The sequence below is a fragment of the Kitasatospora sp. NPDC048407 genome, from assembly GCF_043200475.1.
Lineage (GTDB): Bacteria > Actinomycetota > Actinomycetes > Streptomycetales > Streptomycetaceae > Kitasatospora.
This window is the reverse complement of sequence record NZ_JBICXW010000004.1, coordinates 134,855-149,339: the sequence shown is the minus strand read 5'-3', so window position 1 is coordinate 149,339 and position 14,485 is coordinate 134,855. Positions and strand designations below refer to the sequence as shown.

Below are 14,485 nucleotides of genomic sequence, written 5' to 3'. Positions count from 1 at the left end.
AGAAACCGACCCAGGAACGGGCGCAGGAAGCAGGACGAAGGAGGCAGGGCGCAGGAAGCAGGGCCCGGGACGCGCAGGACTCAGGACGCGCAGGACTCAGGACACACAGGCCGAGAGCAGTTCGGCGAACGACACGTCGGCCCGCGCGACGCCGAACACCCCGGCGCGCAGCAGCACCCGCTCGGCCCAGGCCCGGTGCGGCTTGGCCTCGTTCATCTTGTTGGTGTACGCGGAGCGGCTCACCCCGCCGCCGCCCCGGTGCTGCTGCAGGATGTCGCTGGCGTCGCACAGTTCCTCGTGGGTGACCACGGACAGCGCGTGCACGGCAGCGACATGGCTGGGGTGGATGCAGGTCTTGCCCAACAGGCCGTTGGCCCGGTCGAGTTCGATCTCCCGGATCAGCCCGTCCAGGTCGTGCTCGATCAGCCGCTGCCGGACCTGGTCGGCGGGCGGGGTGACCTCGGCGAACGGGGTGCGGCGCAGCTGCGGCTTGAACATCCGTTCCTGGAGCGGGAAGTACTCCCAGACCGGACCGGTGACGGTGAACCCGGTGCCGTCGGCGCGGCCGAGCACGTTGACCACGTCGCCGATCACCTGGGCGACCAGCGCCACGTCGTAGGCGGTCAGGTCGGGCGAGCGGCGCAGCCCGTACGCGGAGCACAGGTCGGTGACGCCGAGCCGGACCGCGAGGACCCGGTCGCGGTGCTTGTCGAGCAGCCGGGCGATGCCGAACAGCTGCTCGTGGCGGCTCTCCAGGTGGGCGAGTTCGGGCGACTCCAGCACCGGCATCACGAACAGCCGCTGCCCGCCGGTCTCTTCGGCGCGGGCCAGCGCCTCCAGGAAGGGCCGCCCGCTGTCCTCGGTGAACTTGGGCACCACGAAGCCGCTGAGCAGCCGCAGCGCGGGCCCGAGCCGCCGGGACAGGTCGGTGATCTGCTCGGGAGCGCGGACCCGGACGAACAGCAGCGGCAGCTGCGAGGCGGCGTCATCAAGGGCAAGCCCGGTGAGTTGGGCGACCAGGTTGTGCTCGGCGTCGTCCACCTCGTGGTCGGCTATCGCGTCCTCCAGGCACAGCACCATGGAGATCACGCCGCGGGCGGCCTGCCGCCGGATGTCGCGGGCCAGGGTGGGACGGGTGGCGGGGCTGTAGAGCGTGGCGCCGAGCGCGGTGGCCAGGACGTCCGCCCCGCTGTCCCGGTCGAAGGCGACGGGCTGCTCGTGAAAGAGCCGGTTGCGGACGTCGTCCGCGAGATGCCCGAAGTGGCGCAAAGTGCTCTCCCGCTCTGATCTGTGGGGCCCGCTCGGGGCCGCGTACGGCTGACGCCTCGACTCATGGACGGTTGGCGTGGCCGGATAGTTCACCGCGGCGGCGGTCGCCGCGGTGGGGTCGGGAGCACCGGGCCGCCGGCCGCCCATCGTACGACCGGGCAACACCGGGGAAGCAGTTCGAAAGCCCGAGCCCCACCGGCCGGCCGCCACCGCCCGGACTCGCCGATGCCGCGCCCGCGTTGTCCCAGGCCCCGGGCAGGCGGCAGGATGGTGCGTTATGACGCACGTGATGGCGAAGGGCGCCAACATCCCGCTGACGGCCAACGCCGTCCGTGCCGTCCTGCGTTGGACGGACACCCCGGGCATCCCGGACGTGGACGCCTCGGCCCTGCTGCTGGCCGAGGACGGCAGGGTCCGCGACGACCTGGACTTCGTGTTCTACAACCAGCCCCGGCACCCGTCCGGTCTGGTCCGCCACCTGCCCAAGCAGGCCGCGGACGGCTGGATCTGGGACGCGGTGGAGATCGACCTCGCGAAGCTGCCCGCCGGGGTGGACCGGGTGGTGCTGGCCGGTTCCGCCGAGGGCGGGGCGTTCCCCGCCGTGCCGGGCCTGCGGGTGCTGCTGTTCGACGCCGGCCTGCCCGAAGGGACGCCCGCGCTGGCCGAGTTCGCCGTCGACGAGTACGAGCAGGTGACGGCGCTGGTCGCCGCCGAGCTGTACCGCCGCTCCGGCAGCTGGAAGTTCCGCGCAGTCGGCCAGGGGTACCTGAACGGGCTGATCGCGCTGGCCACCGACTTCGGCATCACCGTCGAGGACTCCACGGGCGACGGCGGCACCCCGCTGTCCGCCGACCCCCGCCTGCCCGACCCGGCCACCGCACCCGCGGCCGCCACCGAGCCGCCGGTGTCCGCGCCCGCCCCGCTCCCGGTGGACGAGGACGACTGGACGATCGCCCCGGCCCTGCCCACCCAGGCCCAGGCCCCCGCCCCGGCGCCGGTCGCCGCGCAGCCCGCCCCGATCGTCGCCCCGCCGCCGCCGGCGCTGCCGCCGACCGTCCACCACGCCGCGCAGCCCCCCGTCCCGCAGGCCGCCGGGTACGGCTACCCGCAGCCGCAGCAGCAGGGCTACGGCTACCCGCCGGCTCAGCCCCAGCCGCAGGCGGGCGGCTACGGCTACCCCCACCCGGCCGCCCCCGGCTACGGCCACCCGCAACCGCAGGCGGGCGGCTACGGCTACCCGCAGCAGCCGCCCGCGCCGCCCACCCACCAGCAGCCGGTGCAGCAGCAGCCCGCACCCGTACCGCAGCAGCCCGCCCAGCAGCCCCCGGCACCCCCGCAGCCGGGCGCGCCGTTCGCACTGCCGCCGCAGGGCCCGCAGTTCCAACCGCGCTGACCGCACCGGCGCACCAAAGCGCCAAAGCACCGCAACGCCAAGCACCAGAGCGCCAAAGCGCCGCAACGTCACGGCGCCGAAGCGTCAACTCCCGGGCCGGTCGGGGGTCTTGTACCCCCGCTCCCACTGCATGCCGAAGCCGTACAGCCGGTCCAGGTCCGACTGGAAGCCGTGCACGTACTTCACCTCGCGGCGGATCGTCAGCTTGCCCTCGCCGTCGTTCTCGATCAGCACCACCGCGCACGAGCGGGCCGCCGCGGCCCGCTCGTCCAGCTTGATCTCGATCCGCGGGCCGCTCTGCGGAACGATGGTGACCACCGCCTGGGTGCGGTCGAACGCGGGGGTGTCGTCGTAGATGTAGACGAACACCAGCAGCCGCTTGAACTGGTCCTTCTTCTCCAGGTTGATGTGCATGGTCTCGCCGGACGAGGCGCCTGACACGTCGTCACCGGAGAGTTTGATGTACGGCGGCCGGTTCAGGTCGCCGAAGAGCCGGCCGAGCGGCTGCACCACGCCCCGGGTGCCGTCGGCGAGTTCGTACAGGCAGGCCAGGTCGAGGTCGACGTTCAGCGGGGCGGAGCCGCCGGCGGTGGGCGCCAGCGGGCGCAGGATCCGCGGGTCGAAGAACCGGCGCAACGCGTTGCCCGCGGTGGGCCGGTCAGCGCTGCGGGTCGACCAGTGCAGGTTGATGTACAGGTAACCGGTGGTGGCCGCCGAGCCCGTGATCGCGTGTTGTGGCTGCGACTTGGTCAGTGTGACCTTGAACTGCCCTCCGGTGTCGAAGCTGTTGCGGTCCCCTTTCAGGAACTCCCACACCGAGACCATCGTGTCCTCCCCCAGCGCCGGTTCTGTCCTAGCTCTCCAATACCCACCCACGGGGTCCTGAGTCAACGTCAACCCGCTGGTACGGACCGCTGGCAGAGGGTTCGTCACTCCCGTACGATGCCCGCCCCCAGGACGCGATATCGTCTCTCCGCACAGGTGTCCCGTGCGTTGTCCCGTGCGCCACGTCACCTCCAACTTCCCCTGCCCTGCGGAAAGCCGAGGCCCTCCCCGCGATGAACCTCTCCTCCATACAGCTGGTCTGGGCCGTGGTCGGCGGCGCAGCCCTGCTGTTCACCGCCATCCTGGTGGCCTTCCTGCGCTTCAAGAACAACAAGGCCGAGGGGTCCGACGACTCCTGGGAGCGCAGCGAGGAGCGCCGCCGCCGCAAGGAGGCCATCTACGGCGGCGCCTCGTACGTCCTGCTGTTCTGCTGTGCCGGTGTCGCTGCCGCGCTGTCCTTCCACGGTCTGGTCGGTTTCGGCCAGCAGAACCTGAACCTGTCCGGCGGCTGGGAGTACCTGGTTCCGTTCGGCCTGGACGGCGCGGCGATGTTCTGTTCGGTGCTCGCGGTGCGCGAGGCCAGCCACGGTGACGCGGCGCTCGGCTCCCGCATGCTGGTGTGGCTGTTCGCGATCGCCTCGGCCTGGTTCAACTGGGTGCACGCCCCGCGCGGCGGCTCGCACGACGGTGCGCCGCAGTTCTTCGCCGGCATGTCGATCTCGGCGGCCGTACTGTTCGACCGGGCGCTGAAGCAGACCCGCCGGGCGGCGCTGCGCGAGCAGGGCCTGGTCCCGCGTCCGCTGCCGCAGATCCGCGTGGTCCGCTGGCTGCGCGCCCCGCGCGAGACCTACGCCGCCTGGTCGCTGATGCTGCTGGAGAACGTCCGCAGCCTGGACGAGGCCGTCGAGGAGGTGCGCGAGGAGCGCCAGGCCAAGATGGACGCCAAGATCCGTGCGCGCAGCGCCGACCGCCGCGAGCGGGCCGAGCTGAAGGCGATCTCCCGCCAGAACGGGATGCTGGGCCGCTCCCGGCACGGCCGGCAGGTGCCCGCCCTGGCCGCCGCGGGCGACTCCCCGTCGTCCGCTACGGAGCCTGCCCTAGCCGCCGAGGAATCCGCTCTCGACCGGGTCGGCGCCTCCGCCCTGGAACCCGCCGCCCTGAACGCCGGCCGTCGCCCCCGCGCCGCCGTCGAGTCGCCCACCACCGGCAGCGGCTCGTACTCGTCCAGCAGCTCGTACTCGTCGAGCATCGACCTGACGATGGACGAGGACACCCTGTCGATGCCGAAGCTGGACTCGCTGGAGCGCAAGCTCCGGGCGATCGAGCAGCAGCTCGGCTGAGGCCCGGCAGCTCGGTCTGAACCCCGCAGCGCGACCGGGACCCGCCACAAACGAGAGCCGCCCACCGGGAAGTTTCCCGGTGGGCGGCTCTCTGCGTGCGGTGCGCCGGCTAGCTCTCGGCCGGCGAGGCGCCCTCCAGCGCCTGTTCCCGCTTGTTACGGACCATCGAGCTGGCCAGTGCCGCGCCGATGAAGGCGACGCCGACCAGGCCGGTGACGAGCTCCGGGATGTGGTACTTGATCGAGGCGAGCAGGATCAGCGCCAGCGCGCCGATCGCGTAGTGCGCGCCGTGCTCCAGGTACACGTAGTCGTCCAGGGTGCCCTTGCGGACCAGGTAGACGGTCAGCGAACGGATGTACATCGCGCCGATGCCGAGGCCCAGGGTGATCTGGAAGATGTCCTGCGAGATGGCGAACGCGCCGACCACGCCGTCGAAGGAGAAGGACGCGTCCAGCACCTCCAGGTAGAGGAAGAGGAAGAACGCGGCCTTGCCGCCGACCTGGACGATCGACTTGCCCTTGCGCTCGGCCTCGTGCTCGGCCTCCTCCTGCTCCTCCAGGCCGGCCTCGAAGACCCCGGAGAGGCCGTTGACGGCGAGGTAGGTGGCCAGACCGCAGACACCGGCCAGCAGGACCGTTTCGGCGCGGTCACCGGCGAACAGCCGGGCCGACACGGCGAGCAGCACCAGCGCGATGACCGAGGAGAGGGCTTCCAGCTTGCCGATCTTCTCCAGCGGCTTCTCGATCCAGCGCAGCCAGTTGAACTCCTTCTCCTCCAGGATGAAGTCGAGGAAGATCATCAGCAGGAAGATGCCACCGAACGCGGCGATCGCCGGGTTGGCCATCTCCAGGTACTGCGCATAGGTGTGCCCGTCGTGGGTCTTGCTGGAGTCGAGCGCCAGCTGCACCACGGTCGCCGGGTTGAGGTGCGCGGTCAGGGCCACCACCAGCAGCGGGAAGACCAGCCGCATGCCGAAGACCGCGATCAGCACACCGACCGTCAGGAAGATCTTCTGCCAGAAGGCGTTCATCCGCTTGAGAACGGTGGCGTTGACGACGGCGTTGTCGAAGGACAGGGAGATCTCGAGGATCGAGAGGATCAGGACGACGCCGAATCCTTCGGCCCCCCAGATCAGGCCGGCGGCAATCAGGCCGGCGATCGTGATGGCGAAGGACCATCCGAACGTACGGAGGAACACGGGGTCAGTTACCTTTCTGGCTACCGGAATTGACCGATTCCGGGCTGCTTACTGAACGTTGACGCCAAAATCGAGCGCGATGCCGCGCAGGCCGGAGGCGTAGCCCTGGCCGACGGCACGGAACTTCCACTCGCCCTGGTAGCGGTACAGCTCGCCGAAGATCATCGCGGTCTCGCCGGACGCGTCCTCGGAGAGGTCGTAGCGGGCGATCTCGCTGCCGTCGCCCACGTTGGCCACACGGATGTAGGCGTTGGAGACCTGGCCGAAGCTCTGCAGCCGGGCGTCGGCGTCGTAGATGGACACCGCGAAGACGACCTTGTCGATCTGCACCGGCACCAGGTCGAGGTGGACGTCGACCACCTCGTCGTCGCCGTCACCGTCGCCGGTGAGGTTGTCGCCCTGGTGCTCGACCGAGCCCTCGGGGCTGCGCAGGTTGTTGTAGAACACGAAGTACTCGTCGCCGAGGACCCGGCCGCCGGAGCACAGCAGTGCACTGGCGTCCAGGTCGAACGGCGCGCCGGTGGTGGACCGGGCGTCCCAGCCGAGGCCGATCCGAACCTGCGTCAGGTTCGGCGCGGCCTTGGTCAGCGAGACGTTTCCGCCCTTGGCAAGGGTGACGGTCATCGGACTTTCCTCCCAGCTCCCGTCTCCGGGGCTCCCGGGGTGTACAGCGGCGGTCTGCCGTCGAAGCCGCCCGGGAGGGCCGGTCCGACGGGGCGCGCCCGAAGGACGCACACCAAGAGATCTACGCCCCTCGACGGCCGTACAGTGCTGCACACCCGACTGAACTTCCTGAACTCCGCTCTCTCCGCCCGGCCCGGCCGCCGCGCCCCGCGGGCCCGAAATCGCCCGCGCGCACCCCGGCCGGGGGCGGATCGCGGCCGAATCTATCAAGCCCCCGCCCCGGTTCCGCTCCGACCGGGACCGGCCGGAACCCGCCCGGTACGCTGCCGGGACCGCCGGACGAACCGTCGCGCGGGCACGGACGCACCAGGACGGACAGCGGGAGCATCGCAACGATGCCGCTCGAACCGCTCGACCGCACCGACCCCGAATCCGTAGGCCCCTACCGGCTGTTGGCGCGCCTCGGCGTCGGCGATGGGTCCCTCCTGCCCGGCGGCGGGCAAGGAGGGAGGGACGGGTCCACCCGGCCCGTTCGGCCGCCGGCCGGACCGTCGCGGTCAAGGTGGTGCGCGCCGAGCTCGCCGGCAACGCCGAGTTCCGCGAGCGCTTCCGCCGCGAGGTGACGGCCGCCCGGCCCGCCGGCGGCACCTTCACCGCCCCGGCGGTGGACGCCGAACGGCCTGCAGGGCGTGCGGATCGCCGACGGCGAGCAGGTGTGGGCGAAGACCTCCGACCGCTCCACCCACGTGTGGTACTCGGCTCCCGCGGCCGGCAAGCACGTCGTCTACTCGACACTCGGCGGCCTGACCATGACCTGCCGGGGCACCACCGACACCCCTGCCGCCCCGAGCCGGGTGGTGGCCTTCAACGCGGCAGACGGCGCCGAACCGTGGCACCTGGAGCTGCCGTCCGAGGTGCCCACCGCGGACCGCGGACCGGCGCCTCGATCGACCTGCCCTGGCACCTGGCCGGCAACGACGACCTGCTGATCGCCGTCCAGGGCGACCGCGTGATGGCGCTCCCCGCGGAGCAGCGACGGCGACGGGCCGGGCCCGCGAACGGACCCGGCCCGCACTGCGCCCGGCGCAGCCTCAGACGTTGACGCCGAAGTCCTGCGCGATGCCGCGCAGGCCGGAGGCGTAGCCCTGGCCGATGGCGCGGAACTTCCACTCGTCGCCGTTGCGGTACAGCTCGCCGAAGACCATCGCGGTCTCGGTCGAGGCGTCCTCCGACAGGTCGTAGCGGGCGATCTCGGCGCCGCCGGCCTGGTTCACCACCCGGATGAAGGCGTTGCGGACCTGGCCGAAGCTCTGCTGCCGGTTCTCCGCGTCGTAGATCGACACCGGGAAGACGATCTTGGCCACGTCGGCCGGGACGCCGGCCAGGTTGACCTTGATCGCCTCGTCGTCGCCCTCGCCCTCGCCGGTGAGGTTGTCGCCGGTGTGCTCGACCGAGCCGTCGGCGCTCTTCAGGTTGTTGAAGAAGATGAAGTCGGCGTCGGAGCGGACCCGGCCCTGCTCGGTGCAGAGCAGCGCGCTGGCATCCAGGTCGAAGTCCGTGCCGGTGGTGGTGCGTACGTCCCAACCGAGGCCGACAACCACGGCGGTCAGGCCGGGCGCCTCCTTGGTGAGCGAGACATTGCCGCCCTTGCTCAGGCTGACACCCACGTGGTCCTCCAAGAAGTCGGGTTCCCGATCCGTCAACGGCCCGATCGTAGTGCGGGGTTCCCGGCCGGGGGTGGCGACTCGGCCCGGCGCCGCGCCGAAAATCGGCCCGGCGCCCGGCCGAGGGTGGTGTCAGAGCGCGCCGAGGGCGGCCAGGTACTCCTGGGTGTCACGGGCGTCCGGGAGGCCGTTGACGACGCTCCAGCGGACCACGCCCTCCTTGTCGATGACGAAGGTGCCGCGGACGGCGCAGCCCTTCTCCTCGTTGAAGACGCCGTAGGCGCGGGAGACCTCGCCGTGCGGCCAGAAGTCCGACAGCAGCGGGTACTCGAGGCCCTGCTGGTCGGCGAAGACCCGCAGCGAGAACGGCGAGTCGACGGAGACGGCGAGCACCTGCACCTCGTCGTTCTGCAGGCGCGGCAGCTCCTTCTGGATCTCGCAGACCTCGCCGGTGCAGACACCGGTGAAGGCGAACGGGTAGAAGACCAGGACGACGTTCTGCTCGCCGCGGAAGTCGGACAGCTTCACCGACTCGCCGTGCTGGTTCTTCAGCTCGAAGTCGGGGGCCTGGGCGCCGATCTCGATGGCCATGAGGGGACCTTCCTGCCGGGTCTTGGTGGTGCGGGCAGGGAAATCCTCCCACTCGCACATCCCCGTTCGGCCGTTCGGGTGAGGCGGCGGGGCCGTTCGAGGCGTCGTTCAGCCCTGAGCGAACAAGGTGGCGGTGGCAACGAAACGCGGGCCCCGGCGGAGTCTTCTCCGCCGGGGCCCGCGTTTCGGTCGCGGTCCGAAGCTCAGCGCTTGCCGGTCTTCGAGGCCTTCGGGGTGGCCAGGCGGGTACCCGCCCAGTCCTTGGCGATCGCCACCGAGCTGGTCTGCGACAGGCCGGCGGTCTTGGCGGCATCGGCGATCTCGTGCGCCTCGACGTGCCCGTCACGGCCGGTCTTCGGCGTCAGCAGCCAGATCAGGCCGCCCTCCGCCAGGTACTCCAGGGCGTCGACCAGGGCGTCGGTGAGATCCCCGTCCTCGTCGCGGTGCCACAGCAGGACGCCGTCTGCGACGTCGTCGTAGTCCTCGTCGACGAGTTCGGAGCCAGTGATGTCCTCGATCCCCTCGCGGAGGTCCTGGTCACTGTCTTCGTCGTACCCGATCTCCTGAATGATCTGGCCCTGTTCGAAGCCGAGACGAAGAGCCGGGTTGGACTTGTCCGCGGGGTCCGCGGTCGCGCTCACGGGAATAACCTCCAGTATTCGGCTCGGCATCCATGCCGAGGCTGTGGCCGTAGTCCACACGGGAGCGGCGGTTCGCGCAAGTACCCGACCCCCGATCCCACCCAAAGGTTGACGCGTCGGGGGCCGACACGCCGCCCTCCGTGTGGCCAATTGCGCCGAAATGTCCGTATCCGTACCGGACCGGGACGCTTCGTCGCCCACCCACACGCAGACCGTACGCCTGCCCGAGATACGAACGGCATTCGGGCCAGCCGTGTGTGCGGGCGTAAAGTCTCCTGTTGGCCCTCATCCCGGCCGGCCGCCATCGTCCGGCCGGGGTCCCAGGTCGGACCACCTCCTGACCGTACCGCCCAACCGGCGGAACGGTTACCGATCGGTAGAGATGACGGATCTCCGAACGCGGTAGCACGATGGAGGCGGCGCGACAACTCAGTTTCGACCGACAGTGAAGGAACAGCGTGGCTTCCGGATCCGATCGCAACCCGATCATCATTGGCGGCCTCCCGAGCCAGGTCCCGGACTTCGATCCCGAGGAGACCGCGGAATGGCTGGAGTCGCTTGACGCTGCCATCGACGAGCGCGGGCGCGAGCGTGCCCGCTACCTGATGCTGCGGCTGATCGAGCGCGCCCGTGAAAAGCGTGTCGCCGTGCCCGAGATGCGCAGCACGGACTACGTCAACACCATCGCCACCAAGGACGAGCCGTTCTTCCCCGGCAACGAGGAGATCGAGCGCAAGATCCTCAACGCGACGCGGTGGAACGCGGCCGTCATGGTCTCCCGCGCCCAGCGTCCCGGCATCGGCGTCGGCGGCCACATCGCCACCTTCGCCTCGTCCGCGTCGCTGTACGACGTGGGCTTCAACTACTTCTTCCGCGGCAAGGACGCCGACGGCGAGTCCGGCGACCAGGTGTTCTTCCAGGGCCACGCCTCGCCGGGCATCTACGCCCGCGCCTTCCTGCTGGACCGACTGACCGAGCAGCAGCTCGACGCGTTCCGCCAGGAGAAGTCCAAGGCGCCGTACGGCCTGTCCAGCTACCCGCACCCGCGGCTGATGCCGGACTTCTGGGAGTTCCCGACCGTCTCGATGGGCCTCGGCCCGCTCGGCGCGATCTACCAGGCCCGGATGAACCGCTACCTGGAGCACCGCGGCATCAAGGACACCTCCGACTCGCAGGTGTACGCCTTCCTCGGCGACGGCGAGATGGACGAGCCCGAGTCGCTCGGCCAGCTGTCCCTGGCCGCCCGCGAGGGCCTGGACAACCTGACCTTCGTGGTCAACTGCAACCTGCAGCGCCTGGACGGCCCGGTCCGCGGCAACGGCAAGATCATCCAGGAGCTGGAGTCGCAGTTCCGCGGCGCCGGCTGGAACGTCATCAAGCTGGTCTGGGACCGCACCTGGGACCCGCTGCTGGCCCAGGACCGCGACGGCGTCCTGGTCAACAAGCTGAACACCACCCCGGACGGCCAGTTCCAGACCTACGCCACCGAGACCGGCTCGTACATCCGCGAGCACTTCTTCGGCGGCGACCTGCGCCTGCGCGCCATGGTCGAGAACATGACCGACCAGCAGATCCAGCACCTGGGCCGCGGCGGTCACGACCACCGCAAGGTGTACGCCGCGTTCAAGGCCGCCCGCGAGCACAAGGGCCAGCCGACCGTCATCCTGGCGCAGACCGTCAAGGGCTGGACGCTGGGCCCCAACTTCGAGGGCCGCAACGCCACCCACCAGATGAAGAAGCTGACGGTCGAGGACCTGAAGCGCTTCCGCGACCGGCTGCGCCTGCCGATCACCGACAAGCAGCTCGACGAGGGCTACCCGCCCTACTACCACCCGGGCCGCAACTCGGAAGAGATCCAGTACATGCACGACCGCCGCAAGGAGCTCGGCGGCTACGTGCCCACCCGCAAGGTCCGCCCGCGCAAGCTCGAACTCCCGGGCGACGACGCGTACAAGGCTGTCAAGAAGGGCTCCGGCAACCAGACCATCGCCACCACCATGGCGTTCGTCCGGGTGCTCAAGGACCTGATGCGGGACAAGGGCATCGGCAACCGCTTCGTGCCGATCGCGCCCGACGAGTACCGCACCTTCGGCATGGACTCGCTCTTCCCGTCCGCCAAGATCTACAACCCGCTCGGCCAGACCTACGAGTCGGTCGACCGCGAGCTGCTGCTGGCGTACAAGGAGTCCCCGTCCGGCCAGATGCTGCACGACGGCATCTCCGAGGCCGGCTGCACCGCCTCGCTGATCGCCGCCGGCTCGTCCTACGCGACGCACGGCGAGCCGCTGATCCCGGTCTACGTCTTCTACTCGATGTTCGGGTTCCAGCGCACCGGCGACCAGTTCTGGCAGATGGCCGACCAGCTGGCCCGCGGCTTCGTGATCGGCGCCACCGCCGGCCGCACCACGCTGACCGGCGAGGGCCTGCAGCACGCCGACGGCCACTCCCAGCTGCTGGCCTCCACCAACCCCGGTGTGGTCGCCTACGACCCGGCCTACGGGTACGAGATCGCCCACATCGTCCAGGACGGCCTGCGCCGCATGTACGGCTCCTCCGCCGAGCACCCGCACGGCGAGGACGTCTTCTACTACATGACCGTCTACAACGAGCCCATCAAGATGCCGGCCGAGCCGGAGGGCGTGGACGTCGACGGCATCCTCAAGGGCCTCTACAAGCTCGCCGAGGGCGGCGCCGGCCAGATCCCCGCGCAGCTGCTCGCCTCCGGCGTGGCGGTGCCGTGGGCCCTCGAGGCGCAGCGCATCCTCGCCGAGGAGTGGAACGTCAAGGCGGACGTCTGGTCGGCCACCTCCTGGAACGAGCTCCGCCGCGACGCCGTCGAGGCCGAGGAGTTCAACCTGCTGCACCCGGAGGAGCCGCAGCGCGTCCCGTACGTGACGTCGAAGCTCTCCGGGGCCGAGGGTCCGTTCGTGGCCGTCTCCGACTGGATGCGGGCCGTCCCGGACCAGATCTCCCGCTGGGTGCCCGGCCAGTACCAGTCCCTGGGCGCCGACGGCTTCGGCTTCGCCGACACCCGCGGCGCGGCCCGGCGCTTCTTCCACATCGACGCCCAGTCGATCGTCCTGGCCACCCTCACGGAGCTGGCCAAGCAGGGCAAGATCGACCGCTCGGCGCTGAAGTCCGCGATCGACCGCTACCAGCTGCTCGACGTGGCCGCGGCCGAGCCGGGTGCCGCGGGCGGCGACGCCTGATCGCTCTGACATAGAGATCCGCCCGAGGAGGGAACTCCCCTTCTCGGGCGGATCTTTGCGTTGCGGCCCTCCGCTTCGCGCGGTGGACGTCGCGTCAGACGTGGGCCAGCGGCCTGCTCTCGCTCGCGTCGCGCTCCGCGGGCTTCGTCGCCGGGGCGGCGAGTAGCGCTGCCGGGGCCAGGACGAAGGCCAGGCCGGTGGCGAAGATGCCGTAGATCAGGTGCTTGGTGTTCTCGATCGCCTCGCCGTACATCGCGGTGACGAACTGCGTCAGGGTCACCCCGGCGAGGCAGATCATCAGCGCCAGGAACGCCCGGCGTCGCGGGTTGCCCGCGCTGCGGCGCAGCCACCACGCGCCGGCCGCGGCGAGGGCGAGCTGGAGGCCGAGGACGAAGCCGCCGCCGAAGGTCCGCAGGAAGCCGGTGTAGAGGGAGAGGCGGTGTTCCTGCGCGCCGGCCGGCTTTCCGGCGCCGACCGGGTAGGTGCCGAGGTTCTCGGGGCGGGAGGTGGCGAAGTCGTCCAGTCCGCCGTCGGCGATCCGGAGTGCGACGCCGGGGTGGCGCAGCAGGTAGCCGCCGATGTTGCCGTAGGTGATCCTGTCCTTGACCTCCGGCCAGCGCGGGTCCTTCTGCGGGGCCTTCTCGCCCCACCAGTTGAGTCCGGCGTACTGGCCGAAGTCGGCGGGGAGGCCGAGCGCGACGGCGTCCTTCTCGGGGTGGGGGCTCTTGCCCATGATCCCGACGAAGATCATCTCGGTCCGGTTGATTTCCTTGAACGAGTCCATCTGGAACATCAGCGTGTGCAGCCCGGCCGCGCCGACGACCGCCGCCGCGGCCAGCGGCAGGGCCCGGGAGCCGAGGCGGCCGGTCCACCGCCCGATCGGGACGCGGGACGTCAGCAGCAGTACCAGGAACGGGACGGCCATCGTCAGCGCCTGCATCTTGGACGCGCACACCGTCACCGCGCCGACGGTGAACACCGCGAGGCCCAGTACCCGGGCCCGGCGCGAGCCGCCGAGGTGCATCGCTCCGGCGGTGGCGAACAGCAGGCCGGTCAGCCCGGCCAGCTCGCTGAACGGCGAGGCGGCGTAGTCCGCGACCACCGAGTCGCCGACGACCACGAACAGCGCCGCGCAGACCAGCAGGCGCAGCGTCAGGCGGCCGCGCAGGGCGACCGCGAAGACCGCGAACGCCAGGCCCACAAGGGCGCACCAGAGCAGTGCCTGTGCCCGCAGGTCCAGGTAGCCGTGGTAGCCGAGCAGTCGGCTGATCGGCCGGGCCAGTTCCGGCATCCACTGGCCGCTGCCGGGGTAGCGGTTGCCGGGGGGGCATTCGCCGGGCAGTGCGTGGTCGTAACGGAAGTTGGCCCATTTGAACCACCACCAGGAGCCCTCGTCGAGGTGCACCTTGGCGTCCAGGGCGCACATCCGGCTCGGGCCGTCGCCGTTGTCGGCGAGGCCGATCGGGCCGTTGTGGAAGATCCGGACGACCATCGCCGCGGCGGCGGCCAGCCCCACCAGCGGGCCGAACACCCACCAGCGCCCGAGGAACGCCGCCACCCGTTCCGTTCTTCGGCGCCGCCGCACCGCCTGGCGCCCCTGTGTTCTCTGCTCAGTCACGGACCGCACCTTAGTGCAGTAATCCAATATCGAATCGAGTGTCAGGAGGGGGGCAAAAAGATCGCAAAACCGCGCGGGAAACCCCGGAAAACGGAGCGGCCCGTCCGCGGGAA

At 70.6% G+C, this 14,485-nt stretch carries 12 protein-coding genes; 4 read left to right on the top strand and 8 right to left on the bottom strand.

Annotation, left to right across the window (positions count from 1 at the left end; translation table 11 throughout):
• Positions 1–96 precede the first annotated feature (96 nt).
• Positions 97–1,269: an HpcH/HpaI aldolase/citrate lyase family protein gene (locus ACGFWJ_RS10770; RefSeq protein WP_392947489.1), complete on the bottom strand. Its 1,173-nt coding sequence runs from the start codon at positions 1,267–1,269 to the stop codon at positions 97–99.
• A gap of 277 nt (positions 1,270–1,546) precedes the next feature.
• Here ACGFWJ_RS10770 and ACGFWJ_RS10765 point away from each other — a divergent pair, with 277 nt between their 5' ends.
• Positions 1,547–2,662, top strand: a complete 1,116-nt coding sequence (locus ACGFWJ_RS10765; protein WP_392947487.1) for a TerD family protein — start codon at positions 1,547–1,549, stop codon at positions 2,660–2,662.
• A gap of 84 nt (positions 2,663–2,746) precedes the next feature.
• Here the strand turns inward: ACGFWJ_RS10765 and ACGFWJ_RS10760 are convergent, their stop codons facing one another.
• Positions 2,747–3,487: a Tellurium resistance gene (locus ACGFWJ_RS10760; RefSeq protein WP_387643227.1), complete on the bottom strand. Its 741-nt coding sequence runs from the start codon at positions 3,485–3,487 to the stop codon at positions 2,747–2,749.
• A gap of 233 nt (positions 3,488–3,720) precedes the next feature.
• Between ACGFWJ_RS10760 and ACGFWJ_RS10755 the strand changes: the two genes are divergently transcribed.
• Positions 3,721–4,827: a DUF2637 domain-containing protein gene (locus tag ACGFWJ_RS10755; protein ID WP_392947484.1), complete on the top strand. Its 1,107-nt coding sequence runs from the start codon at positions 3,721–3,723 to the stop codon at positions 4,825–4,827.
• A gap of 109 nt (positions 4,828–4,936) precedes the next feature.
• Here ACGFWJ_RS10755 and ACGFWJ_RS10750 read toward each other — a convergent pair whose 3' ends face one another.
• Both ACGFWJ_RS10750 and ACGFWJ_RS10745 read right to left on the bottom strand, forming a co-directional pair.
• On the bottom strand, positions 4,937–6,025 hold the full coding sequence (locus ACGFWJ_RS10750) for a DUF475 domain-containing protein (RefSeq protein ID WP_387643224.1): 1,089 nt from the start codon (positions 6,023–6,025) through the stop codon (positions 4,937–4,939).
• 48 nt (positions 6,026–6,073) lie between these two features.
• The gene (locus tag ACGFWJ_RS10745) at positions 6,074–6,649 is read right to left on the bottom strand and encodes a TerD family protein (RefSeq protein ID WP_392947481.1); all 576 of its coding nucleotides are present in this window, start codon (positions 6,647–6,649) and stop codon (positions 6,074–6,076) included.
• A 689-nt stretch (positions 6,650–7,338) separates the two neighbouring features.
• On the opposite strand from ACGFWJ_RS10745, the gene ACGFWJ_RS10740 reads away from it, so the two are divergent.
• Entirely contained in the window at positions 7,339–7,638 is a 300-nt protein-coding gene (locus ACGFWJ_RS10740; protein WP_392947478.1) for a hypothetical protein, read from the top strand.
• A gap of 102 nt (positions 7,639–7,740) precedes the next feature.
• Here ACGFWJ_RS10740 and ACGFWJ_RS10735 read toward each other — a convergent pair whose 3' ends face one another.
• The 3 genes from ACGFWJ_RS10735 to ACGFWJ_RS10725 form a co-directional block, all read right to left on the bottom strand.
• Complete coding sequence (locus ACGFWJ_RS10735) at positions 7,741–8,316, bottom strand: TerD family protein (protein ID WP_392947977.1); 576 nt, start codon at positions 8,314–8,316, stop codon at positions 7,741–7,743.
• Positions 8,317–8,445: 129 nt separating this feature from the next.
• Complete coding sequence (locus ACGFWJ_RS10730; RefSeq protein WP_392947476.1) at positions 8,446–8,904, bottom strand: peroxiredoxin; 459 nt, start codon at positions 8,902–8,904, stop codon at positions 8,446–8,448.
• Positions 8,905–9,107: 203 nt separating this feature from the next.
• Positions 9,108–9,545 carry a DUF3052 domain-containing protein gene (locus ACGFWJ_RS10725; RefSeq protein WP_387643217.1) on the bottom strand — a complete coding sequence of 146 codons (438 nt, stop codon included), beginning with the start codon at positions 9,543–9,545 and terminating at the stop codon, positions 9,108–9,110.
• A 458-nt stretch (positions 9,546–10,003) separates the two neighbouring features.
• On the opposite strand from ACGFWJ_RS10725, the gene aceE reads away from it, so the two are divergent.
• Entirely contained in the window at positions 10,004–12,754 is a 2,751-nt protein-coding gene (gene aceE, locus ACGFWJ_RS10720) for a pyruvate dehydrogenase (acetyl-transferring), homodimeric type (RefSeq protein WP_387643215.1), read from the top strand.
• Between the two features lie 94 nt (positions 12,755–12,848).
• Here the strand turns inward: aceE and ACGFWJ_RS10715 are convergent, their stop codons facing one another.
• Entirely contained in the window at positions 12,849–14,372 is a 1,524-nt protein-coding gene (locus tag ACGFWJ_RS10715; RefSeq protein WP_392947473.1) for a hypothetical protein, read from the bottom strand.
• Positions 14,373–14,485 lie beyond the last annotated feature (113 nt).